This window comes from Streptomyces sp. NPDC057950 (genome assembly GCF_042887295.1).
In the GTDB taxonomy this organism is placed as follows: Bacteria; Actinomycetota; Actinomycetes; order Streptomycetales; family Streptomycetaceae; genus Streptomyces; species Streptomyces kaempferi.
The window spans coordinates 237,876-261,604 of record NZ_JBHVPP010000003.1; the positions used below are offsets into that span (position 1 = coordinate 237,876).

Genomic DNA, 23,729 nt, shown 5'->3' on the forward strand with positions numbered 1-23,729 from the left:
GACTTTCGATCGCGTGGCGGACGGGTGGTTACAGGCGTATGACGTGCAAGTAGACGTACCCAGGCGCCTTCGATCTGGGTATGTTCCTCGCCGTCAGGGCAGCCACCGCGACGTCGAGGAGTCGAGACTCGTGTCGGAAAACAAAGATCCCCACGTAGCCGAGAGCGGCGACAGCGGCGTCGGGGACGTGAAGTTCGTCTACGACTTCACCGAGGGCAACAAAGACCTCAAGGACCTCTTGGGCGGCAAGGGTGCGAACCTCGCCGAGATGACCAACCTGGGCCTTCCCGTCCCTCCGGGCTTCACGATCACCACCGAGGCGTGCAAGACGTACCTCGACAGCGGTGAGGAGCCCGCGGCACTGCGTGACGAGGTCAGCACGCACCTCAAGGCGCTCGAGGCGAGCATGGGCAAGAAGCTCGGCCAGGCCGACAACCCCCTGCTCGTATCGGTCCGTTCCGGTGCGAAGTTCTCGATGCCCGGCATGATGGACACGGTCCTGAACATCGGGCTCTCCGACAAGTCGGTCCAGGGTCTCGCCCAGCAGGCCGGCGACGACCGCTTCGCCTGGGACTCCTACCGCCGCCTCATCCAGATGTTCGGCAAGACCGTCCTCGGTGTCGACGGGGAGCTCTTCGAGGACGCGCTGGAGGCCGCGAAGGTGGCCAAGAAGGTCACCGTCGACACGGAGTTGGAGGCGGCGGACCTCAAGAAGCTGGTCACGAAGTTCAAGAGGATCGTCAAGACCGAGGCCGGCCGGGACTTCCCGCAGGACCCGCGCGAGCAGATGGACCTCGCCATCCACGCGGTCTTCGACTCCTGGAACACCGACCGCGCCAAGCTCTACCGCCGCCAGGAGCGCATCCCGCACGACCTCGGCACGGCCGTCAACGTCTGTTCGATGGTCTTCGGCAACCTGGGCCCCGACTCCGGCACCGGAGTCGCCTTCACCCGTGACCCGGCCTCCGGCCATCAGGGCGTGTACGGCGACTACCTGCAGAACGCCCAGGGCGAGGACGTCGTCGCCGGCATCCGCAACACCGTCGCGCTCGCCGAGCTGGAGTCGATCGACAAGAAGTCGTACGACCAGCTGATGCAGATCATGGAGACCCTGGAGAACCACTACAAGGACCTCTGCGACATCGAGTTCACCATCGAGCGCGGTCAGTTGTGGATGCTCCAGACCCGCGTCGGCAAGCGCACCGCGGGCGCGGCCTTCCGGATCGCCACCCAGCTGGTGGACCAGGGCCTGATCGACGAGGCCGAGGCGCTCCAGCGGGTGACCGGCGCCCAGCTCGCCCAGCTGATGTTCCCGCGCTTCGACGACCAGGCGAAGGTCGAGCAGATCGGCCGCGGCATCGCCGCCTCGCCGGGCGCGGCCGTCGGCAAGGCCGTCTTCGACTCGTACACCGCGATCAAGTGGTCGCGCTCCGGCGAGAAGGTCATCCTGATCCGCCGCGAGACCAACCCCGACGACCTCGACGGCATGATCGCGGCGGAGGGCATCCTCACCTCCCGCGGCGGCAAGACCTCGCATGCGGCGGTCGTCGCGCGCGGCATGGGCAAGACGTGCGTGTGCGGCGCTGAGGAACTGGAGGTCGACACCAAGCGGCGCCGGATGACGGCCCCCGGCGGCGTGGTGATCGAGGAGGGCGACGTCGTCTCCATCGACGGCTCCACCGGCAAGGTCTACCTCGGCGAGGTACCGGTCGTACCCTCCCCGGTCGTCGAGTACTTCGAGGGCCGGATGCACGCCGGCGCCGACGACGCCGACGAACTGGTCGCCGCCGTGCACCGGATCATGGCGTACGCGGACCGGGTCCGCCGGCTGCGGGTGCGCGCCAACGCCGACAACGCGGAGGACGCCCTGCGGGCCCGGCGCTTCGGAGCGCAGGGCATCGGCCTGTGCCGCACCGAGCACATGTTCCTCGGCGACCGGCGCGAGCTGGTGGAGCGACTGATCCTGGCCGACACGGACGCGGAGCGCGAGGACTCGCTCAAGGAGCTGCTCCCGCTGCAGAAGCGGGACTTCATCGAGCTCTTCGAAGCGATGGACGGCCTTCCGGTGACGATCCGTCTCCTCGACCCGCCGCTGCACGAGTTCCTGCCCGACGTGACCGAACTGTCGGTACGGGTGGCGCTCGCGGAGTCGCGCGGCGACGCCAACGAGAACGACCTGCGCCTGCTCCAGGCGGTGCACCGGCTGCACGAGCAGAACCCGATGCTCGGCCTGCGCGGTGTGCGCCTCGGCCTGGTCATCCCCGGCCTGTTCACGATGCAGGTACGGGCCATCGCGGAGGCGGCGGCCGAGCGCAGGAACGCCAAGGGCGACCCGCGTGCCGAGGTCATGATCCCGCTGGTCGGCACGGTCCAGGAACTGGAGATCGTCCGCGAGGAGGCCGACCGGGTCATCGCGGAGGTGCAGGAGACGACGGGCATCGAGCTGAAGCTCGCCATCGGCACGATGATCGAGCTCCCGAGGGCGGCCCTCACGGCGGGGCAGATCGCCGAGGCCGCCGAGTTCTTCTCCTTCGGCACGAACGACCTCACGCAGACCGTCTGGGGCTTCTCCCGGGACGACGTGGAGGCGAGCTTCTTCACGGCGTACCTGGAGAAGGGCATCTTCGGGGTGTCGCCCTTCGAGACCATCGACAGGGACGGCGTGGGCTCCCTGGTCCGCTCCGCCGTCCAGGCCGGCCGCGCGACGCGTCCCGACCTGAAGCTCGGCGTCTGCGGCGAACACGGTGGCGACCCCGAGTCGGTCCACTTCTTCCACGAGGTGGGCCTCGACTACGTCTCCTGCTCGCCGTTCCGGATTCCGGTGGCGCGGCTGGAGGCGGGCCGGGCGGCGTCGACGGCGAAGGGCAGCGACCACCGGTAACCCTCGGGAGCACCGGGAACTCCGGGCCCGTCGACCACCATTCGACCCTCACCGGCGATCGACGGTTCCGGCGTACGAAAGAAGCGGGGCGGCACCTTGTGCGGGGTGCCGCCCCGTCGTGCGTGGGCCGTACCGGCTGTGCGGCCTGTGCGGTCTGCGCTTCTCGTGCTTCCGGATCACCTGATGGGATGGCGATCCGGAGGCCAAAGGATTCAGCGCGTGACTGATCCATTACCTTCTGTGATCTCCGGTGGTCGTGGGGCCACGGGAATCACGAAAGGTGGGACATGAAGCGGGTATGGGCCGGCGTGGTGGCGGCGGGCGTCTTCATGGTCGGAGCGGGCACCGCGGTCGCGGCGTCCTGGCAAGACCTCCCGAACATGGGCGTGCAGGGCGTGCGCTTCGATCAGGGCAAGTACAAGTTCAATCCGGCGGGCCGGAACCACGGCGCCTTCGAGTGGGCCGGATACCTCCGCGACTCCTTGGCGAGGGACGGCCGCAACGTCTACGTGCAGGTCCGCGTCGAGGGTCACGGACCGATCCGGTACTACGGCAAGCAGGGGCGGACGGTACCGCTGCACAAGTCCAACTGGGACGGTGCCCAGCAGTACACGGACGACGCCTACATCCGCGCCTGCGTCGATCGGGGAGCCGCCCAGTGGGACCTCTGTTCCAGGGAACTTCACTACAAGAAGTGAGCGGTCACCTCGGCACCCCGGACCCGGGCTCAGGCCCGGGTCCGCTTCCTTCGGGAGTCCAGATCGACATGTCAGAAATCCTCTCCGGCAGGGGAATCGACCTCCATTACGGCTCTGCCCAAGCTGTCAGAGGGGCTTCCGTGAGCCTCCACAAGGGGGAGGTGGCGGCAATCACGGGGCAGAGCGGTTCGGGCAAGTCGTCCCTGCTGTACTGCCTGGCGGGGGTCCTTCCTGTCACGGGCGGTGAAGTCCGTTTCGCCGGGCGCTTGTTGAGAGATCTCGGTGACGAGGAGCTCAGCGCCCTGAGACGAGACCGCTTCGGTTTCGTCTTCCAGTACGGCGAGCTGTTGCCCGAGCTGACCGTGGAGGAGAACACCGCTTTGCCACTGAGGCTCGCCGGGCAGCGCAAGTCCCCGGCACTGGCCGCCGCGGGAGAGGTGCTGGGACGTCTGGGCCTCGCGGATCTGCGGGAGCGGCGCCCCTCACAGGTGTCCGGCGGGCAGAGTCAGAGGGTCGCGGTCGCCCGTGCTCTCGTGCACAGACCGGCGGTGGTCTTCGCGGACGAGCCGACCGGCTCGCTCGACAGCGCCAACGCGGCAACGGTCCTCGATGAGTTCCTCGGTCTCGCCCGTTCGCAGGGGACCGCGGTCCTGCTCGTCACGCACGATCCGGAGGTCGCGGCCCAGGCGGACAGCCGATACACGATGTCCGACGGCGTTCTTGGCGCGTGGGAGCGGGGTGCGTCATGAGGGAACTCGTCCTGGGGTTGCGACTGCTGTTCGGGAGCGGACCCGGTCATCGTGCGCGGTTCCTCCTCATGACACTCGGCAGCTCGCTCGGTGTCTGCTGTCTGGCCATCGTGCTGGCGATTCCCGGGATCCTGGACGCGCAGGACGCGCGTGTCACCGCCCGCCAGCCGGTCACTCCGCGGGACTCGTCAGGCGCTGCCGTCGTCGACGGCTATCCGGTGACGCTATCCCGCACCGATCCCTACGGCTCGACACCTCTCACCCGGGTCTTCGTGGCGCGCGGCACGCGGACCGTCGAGCCGCCGCCCGGACTGCGCTCGTTCCCACGGGACGGGCAGGTGTTCGTCTCGCCGCGGATACGCGAACTTCTGCGGCACAACCCGGCGTTGGCGCAACTTGTGCCCGGTGGGGAAGCGGGGTTGATCGGCCCCGCAGGGCTGGCGCGCCCTGATGAACTCATCGCGTACGTGGGCATGAGCCGCGCTGAACTCCCCGACGGCGACCCCGTGGAGCGGTTCGGCGAGTCCCATGGGCCACTTCCCGCACTGGACCCCACAACTCTCGCCATCCTGCGCTTCACCCTGGCAGCGGTCGTCCTCCTTCCCCTCGTCGTCTTCCTCTCCGTCTGCGCGCGACTGTCCGCCGCGGACCGGGCACGCAGGCTGGCCGCGCTGCGCCTGCTGGGGCTGAGCAAGAAGGGGACGCAGCGGGTGAACGCCGCCGAGACCGTCGCGGCCGCCGGACTGGGCGCGATCCTCGGGCTCGGCGAGTACTGGACCATGAACCAGGTGGTCTCGCGGGTCGGCCTGCCGGGGTTCACGTGGTACCCCGCCGACGGCGCCCTCACCTTCCAGACCCTCGCGGTGTGTCTCGTCGGATGTCCGGCACTGGCCTGGTACGTGGGCCGTGCCAGCGCGGGAAAGGCCGCAGCCAATCCTTTGGCCGTCCGGCGCGGGGCCGTGGAGAAGACACCTTCGGGGTGGGTTTTCCTGCCGTTGATCGCGGGTCTGGGGGTCATCACGGGCTACTGCGTCGCGGGCGTCACGCACCACGCTCCCACGAGCACCGCCCTCTCCGCGTGGCTCATGCCGTCGGCGGCCCTCCTGTCCGGTATCGGGCTCGCCCTCTCACTTCCGGCGTGCTCCCGATTTCTCGCGCGGCGGGTGGCGTGTTCCACGCGGTCGTTCTCCCTCGGTCTGGCCATGCGGCGCAACGAGGCCGAGCCGGGTGGTGCCGTCCGGGTGGCCACCGGGCTCGTCCTGCTCGTCTTCGCGGCTTCTCTCGCGCAGGGGGTCGTCATCCAACTGGACAGCGTCGCCAGGAGCACCCTGCCCTTTCAGACGTACGACATCCAGTACGGGCAGCTCAGCGGGGCCCAGCGACAGGCGATCGAAGTCCTGCCAGGTGTCCGGGCGCATGTCGTGACCCTGAACCCGCCGCTCTCGGACGGCTTGGAGCAGTCACCGCGCCCCGAGGGGGTGGTGGCGACATGCGGCCAACTCCGCAAGGCGGTGCGGTGGACCGCGGGATGCGTGGACGGACGCCTCATGAGGCTGTGTGATCCCGGGCAGCCCCAGGACGTGCGGACCGAGGCGGGCGACGAGGTCCGCTTCGATCGGCGGGTGGGGGAGCGCTCCGGTGGCCTGAATCTCAAGATGCCGCGGCAGACCGTCCGGTACCGGGAGCCCGAGGGCCTCATGGTCCTGCAGAACGGAGGCGTTCTCGTCCCTCCTTCGATGCTGCCCCCTGGCGCGATCCCGCAGGACGCCACGCTCACGCTCGTCAGCGCTCCGGGGGAGAAGACCGTCCGTGCCGTTCTCGACGGGATCGGAGGCATCGCACCCACGGCCGGTGTCCTCACGCAGGGCCTGATCGTCGACGCGTTCCAGCGGGTGACCATCGTCAGAACCCTCCTCGCCATAGGCATCACCCTCGGCCTCGTCATCGGTGTCGCCGCCTACCTCGTGGCGGCCACCGACCGTGCCGTGGAGCGGCGGCCGCAGGTCACCGCGTTGACGCTGCTCGGGGCGCGGACGCGGACTCTGCGGGCCGCGCAGGTGGCGCAGGTGGTGTCGCCGTTGGTGGTGGGGCTGGTGCCGGCGTTGGTGGCGGGGAAGCTGGCCGAGTCGAGCTACCTGGTCATCGGCGGCGGCCCGGTCCTCTGGGACGGGGCCGGCGTCCCGGTCCTGCTCGCCTCCGCGCTGGTCGTCGTGGCCGTGGCCGCCGTCGGCGCCCTGCCGCTGGCCGGGCGGCGGATCGATCCCGAACTGATCCGCCGCCACTGACCGGCTGGTTCGGCGTCACCGACCGGGCCGGACGGTCCGAGGCGGGGAAAGAGGCGCCGCGTACCGTGAGGGACAGACATCGGTGGAGAGAGGTCCGGCATGACCGCGTGGAACGTGAACGACATCCCCGACCAGAGCGGTCGTACGGCCGTCGTCACCGGTGCCAACAGTGGGATCGGCTATGTGACGGCGCGTGAGCTCGCGCGGCGTGGAGCGCGGGTCGTGCTGGCCTGCCGAAGCGAGGCGCGGGGGAGCGAGGCCGGCGACCGGATCGTGACCGAAGTGCCGGGCGCCGACGTGGAGTTCGTACGGCTGGACCTGGGCGACCTCGACTCCGTCGGGGAGTTCGCGGCGACATACGACCATGCGTACGGCGAGCGGCTCGACCTGCTCGTCAACAACGCCGGAGTGATGGCCCCGCCGCCGGGGCGCACCACCGACGGGTTCGAGACACAGTTCGGGGTCAACCACCTGGGGCACTTCGCGCTCACCGGGCTGCTGCTCCCCGCGCTGCTGAACACCCCCCGCGCACGCGTCGTGACCGTGTCGAGCATGATGCACGTGCTCTCCGGCGTCGACATCGACGACCTCGACAGCGAGCGGCCCTCCTACCGGCGCTGGATCGCCTACGCCCGCTCCAAGACCGCCAACCTGCTCTTCACCCACGAACTGGCACGCAGGCTGGCCGCCGTCGGGTCCGACGTCGTGGCGGCCGCGGCCCACCCCGGGTACGCCTCGACGAACCTGCAGACCACCGGGCCCCGGATGGCCGGCCGCAAGGGGGCCGAGCGGCTCATGGAGATCGGCAACCGGGTCTTCGGGCAGAGCCCGCGGGCGGGCGCCCTGCCCACGCTGTACGCGGCCACCGCGCCCGGCGTGCGTCCCGACTCCTTCACCGGACCCTCGTTCGCGATGTGGCGCGGCGCGCCGGCCGAGTCCTGGCGGACCGGCCGGACCCGCGACGACACGGCGGGGGAGCGGCTCTGGGACGTTTCCGAGCAGCTCACCGGAGTGTCGTACGACGCCCTGAAGGTCTGACCGGTCCGCCGGCGCTCAGAGCGCGCCGCCGCCGTCGATCACCAGGTCCGTGCCGACGACCGACGCCGCGTCCTCGGACGCCAGGTACAGGACGGCCGCGGCGACCTCCTGCGTCCTCGACACCCGGCCCAGCGGCAGCTCGTGCCGCACCCGCTCCACCCGCTCGGCCTCGGACTCGCCGGGGCGCAGCGACATCGTGGTGGCGGCGGCGCCGGGGCTGACGACGTTGATCCGGACGCCGTCGGCGATGTGGTCGAGGGCCGCGGCGCGGGTCAGCGCGGTGACGGCCGCCTTGGACGCGGCGTAGGCGGCGACGCCCGGACGCCGGGTGTGCACGCCGATGGTGGAGGCGATGTTGACGATCGCACCGCCGGCCGGCTGGGTCCGCATCTGCCGGATCTGGGCCTGGAGAGCCAGGAACACGCCGGTCGTGTTGATGTCGAACTGCGCGTGCCAGTCCGCCTGCGCGAGGTCGGCGAGGGGCGTCCCGCCGTGGAAGACGGCCGCGTTGTTGACCGCCACGTCGAGTGAGCCGAAGCGGTCCACGGTCGCCCCGACGAGATCCCGCCAGTCGGCGGCGCGCGACACGTCGGCGGGCACGGCCAGTGCCTTGCCGCCGCGCGCCTCGATCAACGCGACCGTCTCGTCCAGCGGGGCGGCGGTGCGCCCCGCGACGACGACGTGCGCGCCCTCGGCGGCGAACGCCAGAGCGGTGGTGCGGCCGATGCCGGATCCGGCGCCCGTGACGAGGGCGGTCCTGCCGGAGAAGCGGACGCTCACGAGTTCTCCATTCGTCTGCGGTGTCGTACGGGACGCGTACGCGAGAGGATGGTCTTACTGGATCGATCGGTTCAATATGGAGGGACGCCAAAACGCGCCAGTCGGGGCGCGTTCAGTCGAGCAGGGCCAGTGCCTGCTCCGCGGCGTCCCGCACGCGGGCCGGATCGGTGGACGCCTTGCCCACCACCCGCAGCCCTTGCATCAGGACCAGCAGCATGCGGGCGAGGGCCAGCGGGTCACGGCCGGCGGGCAGTTCGCCCTGGGCCTCGGCGCGGACCAGGGCCGCGTGCAGCAGGGTTTCGAGGTGGTCCCAGTTGTGCTCGACCCGGCGGGCCGCGTCCGTGTCGTGCGGAGCCAGTTCGGTGGCCGTGTTGGTGACGAAGCAGCCGCTCAGGCGCCGTTCGCCGGTCGCCGCCTCGGTCGCGAAGCGGCGTACCACCGCACGGACGGCCGGCAGGGCGGGGCCCGGCCGGGACAACTCCCGCAGCAGTTGCGGGTTGCGCGCCTGCTGATAACGGTCCAGCGCCTTCAGGTACAGGTCGTGCTTGTTGCCGAAGGTCGCGTAGATGCTGGCGCGCCCCACGCCGAGGTGTTCGACGAGGTCCGCCATCGACGTCGCCTCGTAACCGCGGCGCCAGAACAGCTCCAGGGCCGACTGCAACGCGGCGTCCGGATCGAACTCCTTGGTCCTGGCCATGCGGAGGAGCCTAGGCTTTTCCGGAACGAACGGTCAAGTCAGAAGGCGTGTGCGCTGTGCCGGCGGGTCCTCACCTCGTACGTCCTCACTCCGTGCGTCCTCACCTCGTACGTCGTGACCGTCACCGTTTCGTCGTCCAGGCACCGTCCCGACTCCAGGTCGAACCGCTGCTTGAGGAGCGGCGAGGCGACGAAGGGCCGGCCCTGGTGGGAGCCGGTCAGGCCGCGGGAGAGGACGGCCGCGCCGCTGAACGGGTCGCGGTTGTCGATGGCGTACGTCCGGCCGGCCCGGTCGCGGAAGACCGCGGCCTGACGGCCGTCCGGCAGCAGTGCCGCCACCCCCCGGCCGGGCGTCAGCGCGGAGAAGTCGCAGATGGTCAACCATGCGTCAGCCAGGCGCAGTTGAACTGTCAGTGAAGAGGTGCCGTGGGGTCGGGTCATCGCTGGGCGCTTCCTTCCAGGGGGCGTGGGCCGATGGCCAGCAGCGGCAGGTCCGGCTTGATCTGGTCGCGCTCGGGGACGAAGCCGACCACCGGGTCGGGGGTGCCGGGTGCGTTCACGAACGACACGAAACGGGCCAGTCTCACCGGGTCGCCGAGGGTCTCCGCCCACTCGTCGCGATAGGCGCGGACATGAGCGGCCATCAGGGAGTCCAGCTCCTCGCAGATGCCGAGCGAGTCGTGCACGACGACGTCCCGGACGTGGCCGAGGCCGCCCGTGATCCGCTCCAGCCAGGCCGAGGTGCGCTCCAGCCGGTCGGCGGTACGGATGTAGAACATCAGGAACCGGTCGATCAGACGGATCAGCCCGGCATCGTCCAGGTCCTGGGCCAGCAGGTCCGCGTGGCGGGGCGTGGCGCCGCCGTTGCCGCCGACCCAGAGGTTCCAGCCGGTGGCCGTGGCGATGACGCCGAAGTCCTTGGACCGGGCCTCGGCGCACTCCCGGGCGCACCCGGAGACCGCGGACTTGAGCTTGTGGGGTGAGCGCAGTCCCCGGTAGCGCAGCTCCAGGTCGATCGCCATCCGGACCGAGTCCTGGACCCCGTAGCGGCACCAGGTCCGGCCGACGCAGGACTTCACGGTCCGCAGCGCCTTTCCGTACGCGTGCCCGGACTCGAAGCCCGCGTCCACCAGCCGGGCCCAGATCAGGGGGAGTTGCTCGACCCGCGCGCCGAAGAGGTCGATGCGCTGACCGCCCGTGATCTTCGTGTAGAGGCCGAAGTCCCGGGCCACCTCACCGATCACGATGAGCTTCTCGGGGGTGATCTCGCCGCCGGGGACGCGCGGCACGATCGAGTACGAGCCGTTCCTCTGCAGGTTGGCGAGGAAGTGGTCGTTGGTGTCCTGGAGGGCCGCCTCCTCGCCGTCCAGGACATGGCCGCTCGTGCCGATGACCGGGGCGAGTGAGGCGAGAACCGAGGCGACGGCCGGTTTGCAGACCTCGCAGCCGTCGCCGCCCCGGGCGCCGGGCCGTCCGTAGCGGTCGAGCAACGCCTGGTACGAGGAGATCCGCAGCGCGAGGACGATCTCGTACAGCTCCTCGCGGGTCTGCGGGAAGCAGCCGCACAGGCCGTGGTCGGCCTCGACGCCGTGCGCCGCCAGCTCCTCGTCCACGATCTGGCCGAGGATCTTGACGCAACTCCCGCAGCCGGTACCGGCCTTGGTGCACTTCATCACCTCCGGCACGGTGGTGCGGGAGTGTTCGGCGACCGCGTCGCGGACCGTGCCCTTGGTGACGTTGTGGCAGGAGCAGACGACGGCCGAGTCGGGCAGCGCGGAGGGGCCGAGAGCGGCCGGGGCGCCCGCGCCCGCCGGGAGCACCAATTGCCCGGGGGCGATCGGCGGCACCGATCCGGTGAGGGCGCGCAGGGTGCCGTACGCGTCGGCGTCGCCGACCAGGATGCCGCCGAGCAGCTCGCCGTCACGGCCGATGACGAGCTTGCGGTAGGTGCCCGAGCGTGAGTCGGCGTAGACGACGTCGAGGCAGTCGGCGGTGGTGCCGTGCGCGTCGCCGAAGGACGCGACGTCCACGCCGAGCAGCTTGAGCTTGGTGGAGAGGTCGGCACCGGTGAAACCGGCGTCCGCGTCCGCGCCTGCGATCGTCGCGGCGGCCGTCTCGGCCATCTCGTAGCCGGGCGCGACGAGCCCGTACACCCGGCCGTCGGACGCGAGGGCGCACTCGCCGATCGCGAACACGCGCGGGTCGGAGGTGCGGCACCGCTCGTCGACCATGATGCCGCCGCGTTCGCCGACCGTGAGTCCGCTGTCACGGGCGAGCCGGTCGCGCGGACGCACACCCGCCGAGAACACCACGAGGTCCGTGGCGAGTTCCGAGCCGTCGGAGAGTCCCATGCCGGTCACGGCGCCGTCGGCGCCGGTGACGATCTCCCGCGTGCCGGTGCCGGTGTGGACGGTCAGGCCGAGGTCCCTGACGGTACGCAGCAGCGCCGCGCCGCCGCCCTCGTCGACCTGCACGGGCATCAGCCGGGGTGCGAACTCCACGATGTGGGTGGCCAGTCCGAGGCTCTGGAGCGCGCCCGCGGCTTCCAGCCCCAGCAGCCCGCCGCCGACCACCGCGCCGGTGGCCGCCCGCGTCTTCGCGTACTCCTCGATGGCGAGCAGGTCCTCGATGGTCCGGTAGACGAAGCAGCCCTCGGCGTCCCTGCCGGGCACGGGCGGCACGAAGGGGGAGGAGCCGGTGGCGAGGACCAGGGTGTCGTAGGCGACGGTCAGGCCGGAGCGGGCCGTCACCGTCCGCGCCGCCCGGTCGATCGTCCCGACCGGGTCGCCGAGGTGCAGTTCGATGCCGTGCTCGGCGACGAACCCGGCGTCGGTCAGTGAGAGTTCGTCCGGGGTGCGGCCCGAGAAGTACGAGGTGAGCCGGACCCGGTCGTAGGCCGGACGGGGCTCCTCACCCAGCACGACCACCCGGTGCGTCGCGGTCAGCCCGCGCCCGGCCAGCGCCTCCAGGAAGCGCTGGCCGACCATGCCGTGACCGACGAGCACGATCGTGGGGGTGTCCGTGGACATCGGGAGCCTCCGTGGTCGGGGTGCGGTGGAGCGGCCTGCGGCCAGGACCCCGTGGATCCGGCGCCGGTCACCACCGGCCGCGCGTTCGAGGTCGTGCCCGCAGCGTGCGATGCCGGTGTTACCCGGTCGCATCACCGCCGTTTCCCGGGCGGAACGCTGATCTCAGCGGGGGCGGGGACCGGCTGTGAGGGTCCAGCCCCGCGGCCGCCCCGGAGGGGTCACCGGCGGGTGCCGGTCGGTCCCGCGGCAGCTCGCCGGTGGGGGCCCGAACCTCAGAAGACGCCCAATTTGATGGACGGCACATCCATCCCCTCCATAGGGTCGCGATCATGCCCGACATATCGCTGACCATGGTCGTTGTGCTGTGCCTCGCCTCCCTCGCGGCGGGATGGATCGACGCCGTGGTGGGCGGCGGCGGACTGCTCCTGCTGCCCGCGCTGCTGCTCGGGCTGCCGGGCGGCACCTCGGCGGCGTACGCGCTCGGTACCAACAAGGCGGTCGCGATCGTCGGGACGAGCGGCGCGGCGGTGACGTACGCGCGCAAGGCGCCCGTCGACGTACGGCTGGCCGTGCGGATCGGTCTCGCGGCGCTCGCCGGCTCCACGGCCGGTGCCTTGGTGGCCGCCGGGATGAGCACGGACGTCCTGAAACCCGTCGTGATGGTGGTCCTGGTCGGCGTCGGGACGTTCGTCATCCTGCGTCCCGCCTTCGGCACCGCGCCCTCCGCCGGGCCCGTCCCGCCGCGCCGCGTGCTCGCCGCGATCGGACTCGCGGGCCTCGGCATCGGCTTCTACGACGGGCTCATCGGCCCCGGCACGGGCACCTTCCTCGTCCTCGCCCTCACCGCGCTGCTCCACCTCGACCTGGTGACCGCCTCCGCGACCGCGAAGATCGTCAACTGCTGCACCAACGCGGGCGCTCTCGCGACCTTCGCGTGGAAGGGCACGGTGTACTGGCAACTGGCCGCGCTGATGGCGGTCTTCAACCTCGTCGGCGGCACCGTCGGGGCGCACACCGCGCTGAAACGGGGCAGCGGGTTCGTCCGGGTGGTCCTGCTGACGGTGGTGTTCGCGCTGGTCGCGAACCTGGCGTACCAGCAGTGGGTGGCCTGAGGCCGCCGCTCGGGCCGGACCCGTGTCGGCCGCCTGCGGGCGGGCCCGGGTCAGCCGCTGCCGGTCAGGTGGGCGAAGACGACCACGTTGCCCTGGTAGCCCGTCGCCCTCGAATAGCCGCCGCCACAGGTGATGACGCGCAGTTCGGGGCGGGGCGCGGCCCCGTACACCTTGTCGTCGGGGAAGTCGCGGGCGTCGTACACCTCGACGGCGTCGACGGTGAAGTGCGCGGTGCCGCCGTCGCGGCGCGCCACCTCGATGGCGCTGCCCTTGCGCAGGGCGCCGAGGCCGTAGAAGACGGCCGGTCCCTCGGTGTTGTCGACATGGCCGGCGACGATGGCGGTCCCGCGCTCGCCGGGAGTGGTGCCGGCCTCGTACCAGCCGGCGAGGTTCTTCTGCTCGGCGGGCGGGACGTCCAGACTGCCCTGGGGGGTGAGTCCGAGTCCCATCAACGGGGCGTCCACGCCTATCGAGGGTATGCGGATCCGTTCGGGCGGGGAGTGGCGGAGCGCGGGGACGGACTGCCGGGCGGCGTTGCCGGTGCCCGACTGGGCGGCGGAGGGCTGGGGCGGCGGATGGCCCTCGGTGCCGCTGCGCACCAGCCAGACGCCCGAGCAGAGGGCGACCACGGTGACGGACGCTATGACGGTGTTGCCGACGCTGCCGGGGCGACCGGCTTTGGTTATCCGGTGCACTGGAGCCTCCTCTCGGAGTTCTTCAGGGGGTTTGTGTGTGGGGGGGGTCTGCAGGGGTTGCTCGAAGTCCTGTCGGGGCTGCCTCCGGGTTTCGCCGGAGGTGGGTCCCCGTCCCCCTCCGGGCCGCGAGGGGCGTCGGGCCACGGAGGGGGAGGGGGACGGCGGTACCGGCGGACGGACAGCGGAGGGTGTCCGTCAGATCCCGTCGCCTCTCGCCCGGCGATGCAGGAGCCAGGTACCGCCCGCGGCGGCGACGGCCAGTGCCGCCACTCCCGCCGCGGTCTTGGTGGGATCGGTGCCGAGTGCGCCACCGACGCCCGTGTTCACATGTCCGCGCGGCTGGAGCTGGTCGCGCGCCGAGGTCGCCGAGGTCAAGGTGACCGTCAGATCGCCGGTGACCTGTGTGCCCCGGGAGCATTTCGCGACGATCTCGTACGTCCCGGGCTGCGCGCTCGGCGGGACCCGGAACCGGCCGACCGCGTCGTTCTCGTGCGGGCCGGCGGCGAGCGGGAAGGTGCCGGCGCCGACGGCGCTGGCGTCACCCGTCGCGGCGCCGTTCGTGCCGCACGCCGCCGTGCTGACGGAGATGGCGCCACCCGGGAGCGCGGTGGAGGGGGACACCTCCAGACTCACGGTGCTCTCGCCGTACGCGGGCGCGACGGTGAGACCCGCGGCGGCGACGGCGAGCGCGGTACCGGTCAGCAGACGGGCTGTGCGTCGCATGGTTGCTGCTCCTCCGAGGGGGCGCGGCCCGCGGCACCCCCAAGTGCCGCTGCGTCGGTCGTGCCCCTGCCCCTCCGAGGTAAGTGGCATCGGTGCGCGCCCGCTTGCCGGGGGAAGGCCGGAAGTGTGGTGAACGGGTGTCGTACGAGAGGGCCGTACGGGGGGATCGGAGAGTGTTTCGGCAGGTCAGCGCTGTGCGTCCCACGCGAGGGGAGAACGGGGGTCCGAAGGGGGGAGGGCGTGGGTGAACGGGTGAAGGCCGCCTGGGCCCGCCGACACGGGCGTCCGGGCCCGGCGACAGGACGCCCGAGCCGGCGCGACCTCGACGGGACCGGACGGTGCCCGGGTGTACGGCCCGGCGCGTCAGCCCACGGACACGGCGGACCAGGCCGCCGCCACCGCGCCGTACTCCGTGCTCCCCGCGCCGTACAGATCCTTCGCCGCGTTCAGTGTGGCCGTCCGCGCGCCCGCGTACTTGGTCGAGGACGTCATGTAGACCGTCAGCGCCCGGTACCAGATCGCGCCGAGCTTGTCCCGGCCGATGCCGGTGAGCGTGGAGCCGTCGCAGGTCGGGCTGTCGTAGGAGACGCCGCCCACGGTCGCCGCGCCGCTGCCCTCGGCGAGCAGGTACGCGAAGTGGTTCGCCACGCCGGACGAGTAGTGGACGTCGAGGTTCCCCACCGACGCGCTCCAGCAGTCCGCCGAGCTGCCGTCCTTGGAGGGCCGGTCCATGAAGCGCAGGGCCGGCTTGCCGAACCCGGAACGCACGACCTTCTCGCCGATCAGGTAGTCACCGGGGTCGGAGGCGTTGTGCGCGTGGAACTCCACCAGCGTGCCGAAGATGTCGGAGGTCGCCTCGTTGAGTCCGCCGGACTCGCCCGAATACGTCAGCGCCGCCGTCTTCGAGGTCACGCCGTGGGACATCTCGTGACCGGCCACGTCGAGCGCGACCAGCGGGCCGAGGGTGGTCCCGTCACCGTCCCCGTACGTCATGCAGAAGCAACTGTCGTCCCAGAAGGCGTTGTTGTAGTTGCTGCCGTAGTGCACACGGTTGTACGAGCCCTTCCCGTCGCCCGCGATGCCGTTACGTCCGTGCGCGTCCTTGTAGTAGTCCCAGGTCGCGTCCGTGCCGTACTGGGCGTCGACCGCGGCCGAGGCGCGGTCCGCGGCCGCCCCGCTGCCCCAGTGGTTGTCGGTGTCCGTGAAGAGGGTCGCCGGCGCCCGGCTGACGCAGATCCCGAGAACGCACAGGTCCGTCCTGTTCGCCGCGTCGCCCGTGTACGTGTTGCCCCGCGTGGGGTCCTTGAGCTGGTACGCCGACCCGGACGGCGTGGTCTGCAGCGGGACCGTGCCGCTGTAGAGCGAACGGCCGTCGCCGGCCGCCGTCTCGACGCTGTCCCAGGCGTCGATCTGCCGGCCGGTGCGGGCGTCGGTCAGCACCGCGCGGGCGACCGGGTTGCCCAGGGAGTCCTGGCCCGCCAGGTCGGTGCGCCAGGCCAGCCGGGGCGCGCCGTGCAGGGCGTCGACCACCAGCTCCGGCCTGGCCGTCACCTTCCTCAGGGTCTGTCCGACGTGTGCGGCGCGCAGCGCGGTGGCAGCCAGGGAGGCGGCCTTCGGGGCGGAGAGCGCGGGCGTGGTGGTGGGCACGGCGAGGTCGCGGGAGGTGGCCAGGTCCGCGCCGCGGTAGGAGCCGTTCGGGGCGAGATGGACCACGAAGTCACCGCCGAGCACGGGCAGTCGGCGGTACGTGCGGTCGTAGCGCACATGCCGGCCGCCGTCCGCGTCGATGACGACGTCGCGCACGCTGGTGCCCTCGGCGGAGGTCAGTCCCAGGCGCGCGGCCTCGCTCACGAGGGCCGTCGCCGCGTCGGCGATCGCGGTGGCCCGGCTCGGCCGGCCTGCCGCGCCGACGCCGACGGTGAGGGCGGTGGCGGTGGGGGTGAGGGCGGTCGCCAGCAGGGCGGTGGTGACCGCGGCCACCCCGGCGGCGGCCGGACGGGAACCTCGGGTGGGGCGTATCCGGTTCCGACGCATGGGTCTCCTCGGGGAGGCACGCTCAGGCGCGTGGGTGGGGGGGCTGATGTCCGTTCAGATTTAAAGGTCCATGACATGTCATGTCCATAGCGCACGCGTGGTCGCGGCGGGTGTGGACGGAATCGTTTCCGCGCCCTCACGAATGAGGGGCGATCATGGAGACGGCAGCCGGAACGCCCCCGGAAAGACCACAGGAACGACGGCCGCGGCAACGTCCGAGGCGTCCACCGGGACAACCCGGGGCCGAGAGAGGTGAGTGGCTCTTGAGCGTCACGAACGAGGAACGGCTGCCCTTCTTCGTCTACGGCACGCTGCGCCCCGGCGAACACCACCACGACCTCTTCCTGCGCGGACGGACACGGTCCGAACAGCTCGCCAGGATGCGGGGGATCGTGCTGTACGACGGACCCGGATACCCGTACGCCGTCGAGGAACCCGCGGGTGTCGTGCGCGGGGAGCTGGTCACGGCGCTGCCCGAGGCGTACGCGGAACTGCTCGGCGCGCTCGACCGGCTGGAGGAGTACGTGCCGGGCGACCCCCGCAACCTGTACGAGCGGGTGGTCCGCGACGCGGCCCGCGTGGACGGCACGGCCGCGCGGGCCTGGGTGTACCTGGCCGCACCCGCCGTCGCCGCCCGGCTGCGGACCCACGGCCGGCTCCTCCCGGGCGGGGACTGGCGCGAGCGTCGGCGCACGCCTTGACGGGATCCGTCGTTGGTGCCCGGTGCCCGGTGCCCGGTGCCCGGTGCCCGGTGCCCGGTGCCCGGCGGGAGAGCCGGTGCGCCGGGTGTGCGGTGCGGGGTGCGCCGGACGCGGTGCCCGGTGCGCGAGCGGAGTCCGCCGGTCGGCTACTGGCGGTTGAGGGAGCGGGTGACGCCCGCCGCGATCGTCGTCGCCAGGATCCAGCCGGTGGCGATCAGCAGGTACGAGAGCCACTGGTAGCCGCCGCGCGGCGCGAAGGCCGTCTCCTGCCCGAAGTCGACCAGGGGCAGCAGTAGGTCGAGGGTGTAGACGAGCGGATTGAAACCGGGCGCCTCGGCCGGCTTCAGGGCGTGCGGATGGTGCAGCGCGAAGGCGACCGCACCCGTGCACAGCAGCAACAGCAGCCAGCCGGCGGCACGCATCGGCCGGAAGCCGTACCCGACGGTCGCGTCCTGCAGATGACCCCAGAACCGGGCCGGGCGTGACAGCGTCCCGCGATGCCGCCGGAGCTTGGCCAACTGCACCGTACGCGCGCCGGCGTCGTCACCCGCGGTCCGGTAGGCGGCCGCCAACTGCTCGTAGGCGTAGGGAAGATAACCGGACTCCTCGCGCTCCAGCAGGGGCAGCCGCAGCTCGGCGGGCAGGTGCGGGGCGAGGGTGCGGTAGCCGAGGCCGTCGAGGCGCACCTGTCCGGGCCAGGTCTCCGGGGGAACGTGCAGCAGGTCCAGCTGGGAGCGGCGCAGATTCACCGTGCCCACGATCGGGGCGGCCTCGCGCAGCCACAGTTCGCCGATGACACAGCTGCTGGCCCGCAGGGCGGGTCCCCCGGGGTTCGACAGCCGGGCGTAGGCCAGATTGAGCTGGTGGGGAATCCTCGCTCCGCTCAGGTTGACCCGCCCGTGCGCGCGCAGCCGCATGGCCCGCAGATCGGTGCCGACCGACAGCGTCTCGGCGTGCAGCGCGGTGCCGCCCGGCGCGTGCAGTTCGGCGTCGTCGAGGTTCAGCTGGCCGCCGAGGGTCGCGCCGTTCAGCCGGACCTGGCCGTGGGCGACGAGACCGACGGCCCACACGTCGGTGCCGACCTCGGCGTGGTTGAGCTGGAGGGCCGGTTCCACGGCTGTCTCCGGCGCGCCGGGAACCCGGTCCGGGGCGTCCGGGTCCGGTGGCACGCCGAGCCGCGCCCCGTTCAGGAAGACGGCGCCCGAGATCTTCGCGCCCTGGAGCCGCACCTGCCCGGTGACACGGCAGCAGCTGAGCCGCAGCACCCCCTCCACCCGCAGGGTGCCCGCGGTGAGTCCGGGCAGCACCGAGTCGCTCAGCACCAGGTTGCGCAGCCGCGCCCCGTACAGGTTCGGGTCCTGCTCGAAGTGGCAGAACCGCAGCCGTACGGGGTGGTCGACCGTCCCGTAGGTGAGGTCCAGCCGTCCGGTGACGCGCGCCCCGCTCAGCCTCAGGCCGGCTATCTCACCGTCCTGGGCGGCTCCGCCGATCAGCAGCCCCCGCAGCACCTCGGCACGCACGGTCCGCTCCGGTCCCCAGGAGGCCCCGTCCGCGGGGTCCTCGTCGGGGCTCTCGCGGAAGTCGACGCCCTCGCCGCGCGGGAAGGCGTCCCTGACCCGGCACTCCGCGGGCGTCAGGTCGGCGGGGATCACCGCTCGCCCGCAGCCGCCAGCGCCCGCGCCACCCCGGGCTCCTTGCGCCCGAGGAACCGCGGATCGGGCTCGAACACCACGTCCAGCAAGGCCTTGCCCGCCGCGAACACCTCGCGGGCACCCCCGTAGTACCAGGTGGCGTCGTGCTTCGCGTCGACCCCGACGCCGTACGAACGCACCCCCGCCGCCCGGCACAGCGCGACGGCCCGCCGGATGTGGAACCCCTGGCTGATCAGCACCGCCTCGTGGACGCCGAAGATCTTCCGGGCCCGTACGCACGAGTCCCAGGTGTCGAACCCGGCGTAGTCGCTGACGATCCGGCCGTCCGGCACCCCGTGCCTCGTCAGATACGCGCGCATGGCGTCCGGTTCGTCGTAGTCCTCGCGGCTGTTGTCCCCGGTGACGAGGACCACCTCGATCCGCCCCGCCCGGTACAGCCGCGCCGCCGCGTCCAGCCGGTGCGCCAGGTACGGCGACGGCTCGCCCTCCCACAGCCCCGCCCCGAAGACCATCGCGACCCCGGTCCTCGGCACGTCCGCGGTGGTCCGCAGCCGGTCGCCCGTCACCACGTACAGCCAGGTCGCGGGAAGCAGCGCCAGCACGCACAGCACCATGACCACCTGCACCGCCCGGCGCTGCCCGGCACGGGTGCGGGGGAGTCGCGGAAGCCGTCCGAGCCGCGGGAAGAAGGGTCTACGGATGCTCGGGCGCGGCAGGCGCAGCATGATCGGTGTCCCCCAGATGGCGTCGGCTCGCGGCGGTGTTCGACAGATGGGGACGCAGCGTAAGCCCGTTCGGTTCGGCGTGGTGACCGGGGTCACCCGGTGCCCCCCAGACCGCGGGTGCGGGAGCCTCACGGACCGGCGGAACGCCATCGTGAACCCCCGGAAAACACCCGTCATGCCGGTGCAACGGCATGGCAACCTCCTACCGGCACGATCGGTCCATGACGGCGTCGCAATCCCCTCACGACGAGTCCCCGACCGGCACCGGGGGCCGGCCGCTCCCGGACGCCCCCCTCGACAGTACGGCGCAACTCATGACCGCGATCACCAGCCGGCTCGGCCATCAGCTCAGCCTCGTCGCCCTCGACGGCACGCGGCGGCCGCAGCTCCCGCCGCTCGTCCTCGTCGCGCACGGCAGCCGCGACCCGCGCGCGCTCGGCACCGTGAGCACCCTCGTCGAACGGGTCCGCGAGCTGCGCCCGCACCTGTCCGTGCGGCTCGGTCACCTCGAGCTCGACGAACCGCTGCTGCCCGCCACCCTCGCCTCGATCGACACGGCCCGCGACCCCCGGGCCGTCCTCGTGCCGCTGCTCCTCGGCCGCGGTCACCACGTCAAGCGCGACGTCCCCGACGCGGCGGCCGCCGTCCCGGGCCTGCGCGCCCGCGTCGCCGCCCCGCTCGGCCCGCACCCGTTGCTCGTCGAGACGCTGTACGCACGGCTCGTCGAGGCCGGCTGGCGCACCCGGATGAGTGACGCCGTCCGCCGGGCGAGCGGTGTCGTGCTGGCCGCCGCCGGCTCCCGCGACCCCGAAGCGGCCGTCGACACCCGCCGCACCGCACGCCTGCTGGCCGAACGCCTCGGCGTGCCGGTCGCGGCGGCGTACGCCTCCGCCGCCGCGCCCACCGTCCCGGCCGCCGTACGGGCCATGGCCGCCCGCGGCCGCCACCGCATCGCCGTCGCCTCCTGCTTCACCGCGCCCGGCCGCTTCGCCACCGAGTGCGCCGAGGCCGCCCCCTGGATCGCCGCCGCGCCCCTGGGCACCCACCCGGCGATGGCCCGCCTCGTCCTGCACCGTTACGACCAGGCCCTCGCGGCCCCCGAGCCGGCCTTTGAACGCGAGCTCGCCACCACCTGAACCGGGGCTCGCGGTGGTCCTCCGCGCCCCGATCGTCAGCGCCTGCGTCTACTGTCGGATGCATGGAAGGCACCGCACCGAAGGCGTACGAGCTCCACACCGGCCCCGAGGAGTACGACGAGACCGCCGTCGAGCGCTGGGCGGTCGAACCCGACAAACGCCCCGGGCGCACCGCCTTCCAGCGTGACCGCGCGCGGGTGCTGCACTCCTCCGCGCTGCGCCGGCTCGCGGGCAAGACCCAGGTCGTCACGCCCGGCACCCTTCCCCAGGGCCTCGACTCCGCCCGCAGAGGGGGGACCCTCGACCGGGCCTGGGACGCCAGCCCCCGTACCCGGCTGACACACTCCCTGGAATGCGCCCAGGTCGGCCGTGAACTGGGCGCGGCCCTCGGCTGCGACCCCGACCTCGTCGAGGCGGCCTGCCTCTCCCACGACCTCGGCCACCCGCCCTTCGGACACAACGGCGAGCAGGCGCTGAACGAGTTCGCGCGGGACTGCGGAGGCTTCGAGGGCAACGCGCAGTCGCTGCGGCTGCTCGCCCGCATAGAGCCCAAGCGGTTCGTGCCGTCCGAGGAGACCGGCGAGCTGGTCAGCGTCGGCCTCAACCTCACCCGCGCCACCCTCGACGCCGCCACCAAGTACCCCTGGCCGCGCGGCGCCCACCCCACCGACCCCGCGTCTGCGAAGTTCGGGGTCTACGAGGACGACCGGCCGGTCTTCGACTGGATCCGCAAGGGCGCCCCCGCCACCCGCACCTGCTTCGAGGCCCAGGTCATGGACTGGTCGGACGACGTGGCCTACTCGGTGCACGACGTCGAGGACGGGCTGCACGCGGGCCACATCGACCCCGGCTGTCTGCACGCCGAGCCGGAGCGGCAGGAGATCTTCGCGGTGGCCATCGGGCGGTACGTGTCCGCGGAGACCGACCCCGCCGAGCTCGCCGAGGCCCTCGACCGGCTCCTCGACCAGGAGTGGTGGCCGCACGGCTACGACGGATCGGCCATCGCGCAGGCCCGGCTCAAGGACGCCACCAGCCAGCTCATCGGCCGCTTCTGCCTGGCCGCCGAGGGCGCCACACGGGCCACGTACGGCCTGGGCCGACTCACCCGCCACGGTGCGGAACTGGTCGTTCCGCGCGCCGCTCGCCTGGAGTGCGCGGTCCTCAAGGCGGTCGCCGACCGTTACGTCATGCAGCGCGCCGAGCAGGAACGGCTCCGCGCCGATCAGCGGGTCGTCGTCGCCGAACTCGCCGAGGCGCTCACCGCCCGCGCCCCGGACGGCCTGGACCCGCAGTTCAGGGCACTGTTCGACGAGGCACCCGACGACCGCGCCCGTAAACGGGTGATCGTCGACCAGATCGCCTCGCTGACGGACGCCTCGGCGCGCTCACTGCACCTCAGGCTCACCACCCGCCCCGGCACGGGCGGCGGAGTGTGACCCTGCGTGGCCTGATCGGGCCACTCCCTCTTCCCGCATCACGCTGCGTGCGGGACGCTCGCATGGGGCGACATCCTTACGAGGAGGCATCAAGTGGTCGACGCGGATCAGACATTCGTCATCGTCGGAGGAGGCCTGGCCGGCGCCAAGGCGGCCGAGACACTCCGAGCGGAGGGATTCACCGGGCGGGTGATACTGATCTGCGACGAACGTGACCACCCCTACGAGCGCCCGCCGCTCTCCAAGGGGTACCTCCTCGGCAAGGAGGAGCGCGACACCGTCTTCGTGCACGAACCCGCCTGGTACGCGCAGAACGACGTGGAGCTGCACCTCGGCCAGACCGTCGACGCGATCGACCGGACCGCGAAGACGGTCCGCTTCGGCGACGACGGCACCCTCGTCCACTACGACAAGCTGCTCCTCGCGACCGGCGCCGAGCCGCGCCGCCTCGACATCCCGGGCACCGGCCTCGCCGGAGTCCACCACCTGCGCCGCCTCGCCCACGCCGAACGGCTGAAGGGAGTGCTCGCCGCGCTCGGCCGGGACAACGGGCACATCGTGATCGCGGGCGCGGGCTGGATCGGCCTGGAGGTCGCGGCCGCGGCCCGCGAGTACGGCGCCGAGGTCACCGTCGTCGAGCCGGAGGCGACCCCGCTGCACTCGGTCCTCGGCCCCGAGCTCGGCCAGCTCTTCACCGAGCTGCACCGCGAGCACGGCGTCCGCTTCCACTTCGGCGCCCGCCTCACCGAGATCGTCGGCCAGGACGGCATGGTGCTCGCCGCCCGCACCGACGACGGCGAGGAGCACCCGGCCCATGACGTACTGGCGGCCATCGGAGCGGCGCCGCGCACCGGGCTCGCCGAGGCCGCGGGTCTGGAGATCGCCCCCCGGGCGCACGGCGGCGGCATCGCCGTCGACGAGCGGCTGCGCACCTCCGACCCCGACATCCACGCCGCCGGCGACGTCGCCGCCTTCCCCCACCCCCTCTTCGGCACCCGGCTGCGTGTCGAACACTGGGCCAACGCCCTCAACGGCGGACCGGCGGCCGCCCGCGCGATGCTGGGCCGCGAGACGACGTACGACCGCGTGCCCTATTTCTTCTCCGACCAGTACGACGTCGGACTCGAGTACTCCGGCTGGGCGCCCCCGGGCACCTACGACCAGGTGGTGATCCGGGGAGACGCGGGCAAACGGCAGTTCATCGCCTTCTGGCTGACGGATGGCAGGGTGCTGGCCGGGATGAACGTGAATGTGTGGGACGTCACGGATCCGATCCAGCAGCTGATCCGATCCCGGGCCCGGGTGGACGCCGAGGCACTGGCCGACCCGCACGTCCCGCTGGACAGTCTGCTCCCGTGA

The 23,729-nt window shown here is 72.1% G+C and carries 19 protein-coding genes; 10 read left to right on the top strand and 9 right to left on the bottom strand.

Annotated elements, in window-relative coordinates; genetic code table 11:
- Window positions 1-130: 130 nt before the first annotated feature.
- The 5 genes from ppdK to ACFVTC_RS07950 all read left to right on the top strand — a co-directional run bounded on the left by ppdK (window position 131) and on the right by ACFVTC_RS07950 (window position 7,651).
- Window positions 131-2,881, top strand: a complete 2,751-nt coding sequence (gene ppdK, locus ACFVTC_RS07930) for a pyruvate, phosphate dikinase (protein ID WP_390125096.1) — start codon at window positions 131-133, stop codon at window positions 2,879-2,881.
- Window positions 2,882-3,168: 287 nt separating this feature from the next.
- Window positions 3,169-3,579: a hypothetical protein gene (locus ACFVTC_RS07935; protein ID WP_390125098.1), complete on the top strand. Its 411-nt coding sequence runs from the start codon at window positions 3,169-3,171 to the stop codon at window positions 3,577-3,579.
- Between the two features lie 68 nt (window positions 3,580-3,647).
- A complete protein-coding gene (locus ACFVTC_RS07940) occupies window positions 3,648-4,328 on the top strand; it encodes an ABC transporter ATP-binding protein (RefSeq protein ID WP_390125100.1) in 681 nt (226 codons plus the stop codon).
- The gene (locus ACFVTC_RS07945; protein WP_390125102.1) at window positions 4,325-6,613 is read left to right on the top strand and encodes an FtsX-like permease family protein; all 2,289 of its coding nucleotides are present in this window, start codon (window positions 4,325-4,327) and stop codon (window positions 6,611-6,613) included. Before ACFVTC_RS07940 ends, ACFVTC_RS07945 begins: the two co-directional genes overlap by 4 nt.
- A gap of 99 nt (window positions 6,614-6,712) precedes the next feature.
- On the top strand, window positions 6,713-7,651 hold the full coding sequence (locus ACFVTC_RS07950) for an oxidoreductase (RefSeq protein ID WP_390125105.1): 939 nt from the start codon (window positions 6,713-6,715) through the stop codon (window positions 7,649-7,651).
- Between the two features lie 15 nt (window positions 7,652-7,666).
- Here ACFVTC_RS07950 and ACFVTC_RS07955 read toward each other — a convergent pair whose 3' ends face one another.
- The 4 genes from ACFVTC_RS07955 to nirB form a co-directional block, all read right to left on the bottom strand.
- Window positions 7,667-8,431 carry an SDR family NAD(P)-dependent oxidoreductase gene (locus ACFVTC_RS07955; RefSeq protein ID WP_390125107.1) on the bottom strand — a complete coding sequence of 255 codons (765 nt, stop codon included), beginning with the start codon at window positions 8,429-8,431 and terminating at the stop codon, window positions 7,667-7,669.
- A 112-nt stretch (window positions 8,432-8,543) separates the two neighbouring features.
- Window positions 8,544-9,128, bottom strand: coding sequence for a TetR/AcrR family transcriptional regulator (locus ACFVTC_RS07960; protein ID WP_390125109.1), 585 nt, complete (start codon window positions 9,126-9,128; stop codon window positions 8,544-8,546).
- Between the two features lie 38 nt (window positions 9,129-9,166).
- On the bottom strand, window positions 9,167-9,568 hold the full coding sequence (gene nirD, locus ACFVTC_RS07965; protein ID WP_390125110.1) for a nitrite reductase small subunit NirD: 402 nt from the start codon (window positions 9,566-9,568) through the stop codon (window positions 9,167-9,169).
- Window positions 9,565-12,156 carry a nitrite reductase large subunit NirB gene (nirB, locus tag ACFVTC_RS07970; RefSeq protein ID WP_390125112.1) on the bottom strand — a complete coding sequence of 864 codons (2,592 nt, stop codon included), beginning with the start codon at window positions 12,154-12,156 and terminating at the stop codon, window positions 9,565-9,567. Before nirB ends, nirD begins: the two co-directional genes overlap by 4 nt.
- Window positions 12,157-12,485: 329 nt before the next feature.
- Here nirB and ACFVTC_RS07975 point away from each other — a divergent pair, with 329 nt between their 5' ends.
- A complete protein-coding gene (locus ACFVTC_RS07975) occupies window positions 12,486-13,268 on the top strand; it encodes a sulfite exporter TauE/SafE family protein (protein WP_390125114.1) in 783 nt (260 codons plus the stop codon).
- A gap of 50 nt (window positions 13,269-13,318) precedes the next feature.
- On the opposite strand, the gene ACFVTC_RS07980 is transcribed toward ACFVTC_RS07975, so the two are convergent.
- The 3 genes from ACFVTC_RS07980 to ACFVTC_RS07990 form a co-directional block, all read right to left on the bottom strand.
- Window positions 13,319-13,963 (bottom strand): class F sortase, encoded by a 645-nt coding sequence (locus ACFVTC_RS07980; protein ID WP_390125117.1) that lies wholly within the window; start codon window positions 13,961-13,963, stop codon window positions 13,319-13,321.
- A 195-nt stretch (window positions 13,964-14,158) separates the two neighbouring features.
- The gene (locus tag ACFVTC_RS07985) at window positions 14,159-14,686 is read right to left on the bottom strand and encodes a hypothetical protein (protein ID WP_390125119.1); all 528 of its coding nucleotides are present in this window, start codon (window positions 14,684-14,686) and stop codon (window positions 14,159-14,161) included.
- Between the two features lie 363 nt (window positions 14,687-15,049).
- The gene (locus ACFVTC_RS07990) at window positions 15,050-16,720 is read right to left on the bottom strand and encodes a M4 family metallopeptidase (RefSeq protein WP_390125120.1); all 1,671 of its coding nucleotides are present in this window, start codon (window positions 16,718-16,720) and stop codon (window positions 15,050-15,052) included.
- 263 nt (window positions 16,721-16,983) lie between these two features.
- On the opposite strand from ACFVTC_RS07990, the gene ACFVTC_RS07995 reads away from it, so the two are divergent.
- Window positions 16,984-17,421 (top strand): gamma-glutamylcyclotransferase family protein, encoded by a 438-nt coding sequence (locus ACFVTC_RS07995; RefSeq protein WP_390125122.1) that lies wholly within the window; start codon window positions 16,984-16,986, stop codon window positions 17,419-17,421.
- A 146-nt stretch (window positions 17,422-17,567) separates the two neighbouring features.
- Here the strand turns inward: ACFVTC_RS07995 and ACFVTC_RS08000 are convergent, their stop codons facing one another.
- Together ACFVTC_RS08000 and ACFVTC_RS08005 are read right to left on the bottom strand one after the other, a co-directional pair.
- Window positions 17,568-19,073, bottom strand: a complete 1,506-nt coding sequence (locus ACFVTC_RS08000) for a membrane-associated oxidoreductase (protein WP_390125124.1) — start codon at window positions 19,071-19,073, stop codon at window positions 17,568-17,570.
- Window positions 19,070-19,798 (bottom strand): vancomycin high temperature exclusion protein, encoded by a 729-nt coding sequence (locus ACFVTC_RS08005; RefSeq protein WP_390125126.1) that lies wholly within the window; start codon window positions 19,796-19,798, stop codon window positions 19,070-19,072. The genes ACFVTC_RS08000 and ACFVTC_RS08005 overlap by 4 nt, the downstream gene beginning before the upstream one ends.
- Window positions 19,799-20,019: 221 nt before the next feature.
- On the opposite strand from ACFVTC_RS08005, the gene ACFVTC_RS08010 reads away from it, so the two are divergent.
- The 3 genes from ACFVTC_RS08010 to ACFVTC_RS08020 all read left to right on the top strand — a co-directional run bounded on the left by ACFVTC_RS08010 (window position 20,020) and on the right by ACFVTC_RS08020 (window position 23,729).
- A complete protein-coding gene (locus ACFVTC_RS08010; RefSeq protein ID WP_390125128.1) occupies window positions 20,020-20,934 on the top strand; it encodes a sirohydrochlorin chelatase in 915 nt (304 codons plus the stop codon).
- 62 nt (window positions 20,935-20,996) lie between these two features.
- Window positions 20,997-22,370 carry a deoxyguanosinetriphosphate triphosphohydrolase gene (locus ACFVTC_RS08015; protein WP_390125130.1) on the top strand — a complete coding sequence of 458 codons (1,374 nt, stop codon included), beginning with the start codon at window positions 20,997-20,999 and terminating at the stop codon, window positions 22,368-22,370.
- Window positions 22,371-22,463: 93 nt separating this feature from the next.
- Complete coding sequence (locus ACFVTC_RS08020; RefSeq protein WP_390125133.1) at window positions 22,464-23,729, top strand: NAD(P)/FAD-dependent oxidoreductase; 1,266 nt, start codon at window positions 22,464-22,466, stop codon at window positions 23,727-23,729.

What these genes read in the sequence shown, in the direction of transcription:
- nirB (WP_390125112.1), bottom strand. Translation starts at nt 12,156, where the DNA reads ATGTCCACGGACACCCCCACGATCGTGCTCGTCGGTCACGGCATGGTC.
- ACFVTC_RS07960 (WP_390125109.1), bottom strand. Translation starts at nt 9,128, where the DNA reads ATGGCCAGGACCAAGGAGTTCGATCCGGACGCCGCGTTGCAGTCGGCC.
- ACFVTC_RS08015 (WP_390125130.1), top strand. Translation starts at nt 20,997, where the DNA reads ATGGAAGGCACCGCACCGAAGGCGTACGAGCTCCACACCGGCCCCGAG.
- ACFVTC_RS07945 (WP_390125102.1), top strand. Translation starts at nt 4,325, where the DNA reads ATGAGGGAACTCGTCCTGGGGTTGCGACTGCTGTTCGGGAGCGGACCC.
- ACFVTC_RS07975 (WP_390125114.1), top strand. Translation starts at nt 12,486, where the DNA reads ATGCCCGACATATCGCTGACCATGGTCGTTGTGCTGTGCCTCGCCTCC.
- ACFVTC_RS07940 (WP_390125100.1), top strand. Translation starts at nt 3,648, where the DNA reads ATGTCAGAAATCCTCTCCGGCAGGGGAATCGACCTCCATTACGGCTCT.
- ACFVTC_RS07935 (WP_390125098.1), top strand. Translation starts at nt 3,169, where the DNA reads ATGAAGCGGGTATGGGCCGGCGTGGTGGCGGCGGGCGTCTTCATGGTC.
- ACFVTC_RS08005 (WP_390125126.1), bottom strand. Translation starts at nt 19,798, where the DNA reads ATGCTGCGCCTGCCGCGCCCGAGCATCCGTAGACCCTTCTTCCCGCGG.
- ACFVTC_RS08010 (WP_390125128.1), top strand. Translation starts at nt 20,020, where the DNA reads ATGACGGCGTCGCAATCCCCTCACGACGAGTCCCCGACCGGCACCGGG.
- nirD (WP_390125110.1), bottom strand. Translation starts at nt 9,568, where the DNA reads ATGACCCGACCCCACGGCACCTCTTCACTGACAGTTCAACTGCGCCTG.
- ACFVTC_RS07990 (WP_390125120.1), bottom strand. Translation starts at nt 16,720, where the DNA reads ATGCGTCGGAACCGGATACGCCCCACCCGAGGTTCCCGTCCGGCCGCC.
- ACFVTC_RS07950 (WP_390125105.1), top strand. Translation starts at nt 6,713, where the DNA reads ATGACCGCGTGGAACGTGAACGACATCCCCGACCAGAGCGGTCGTACG.
- ACFVTC_RS07985 (WP_390125119.1), bottom strand. Translation starts at nt 14,686, where the DNA reads ATGCGACGCACAGCCCGTCTGCTGACCGGTACCGCGCTCGCCGTCGCC.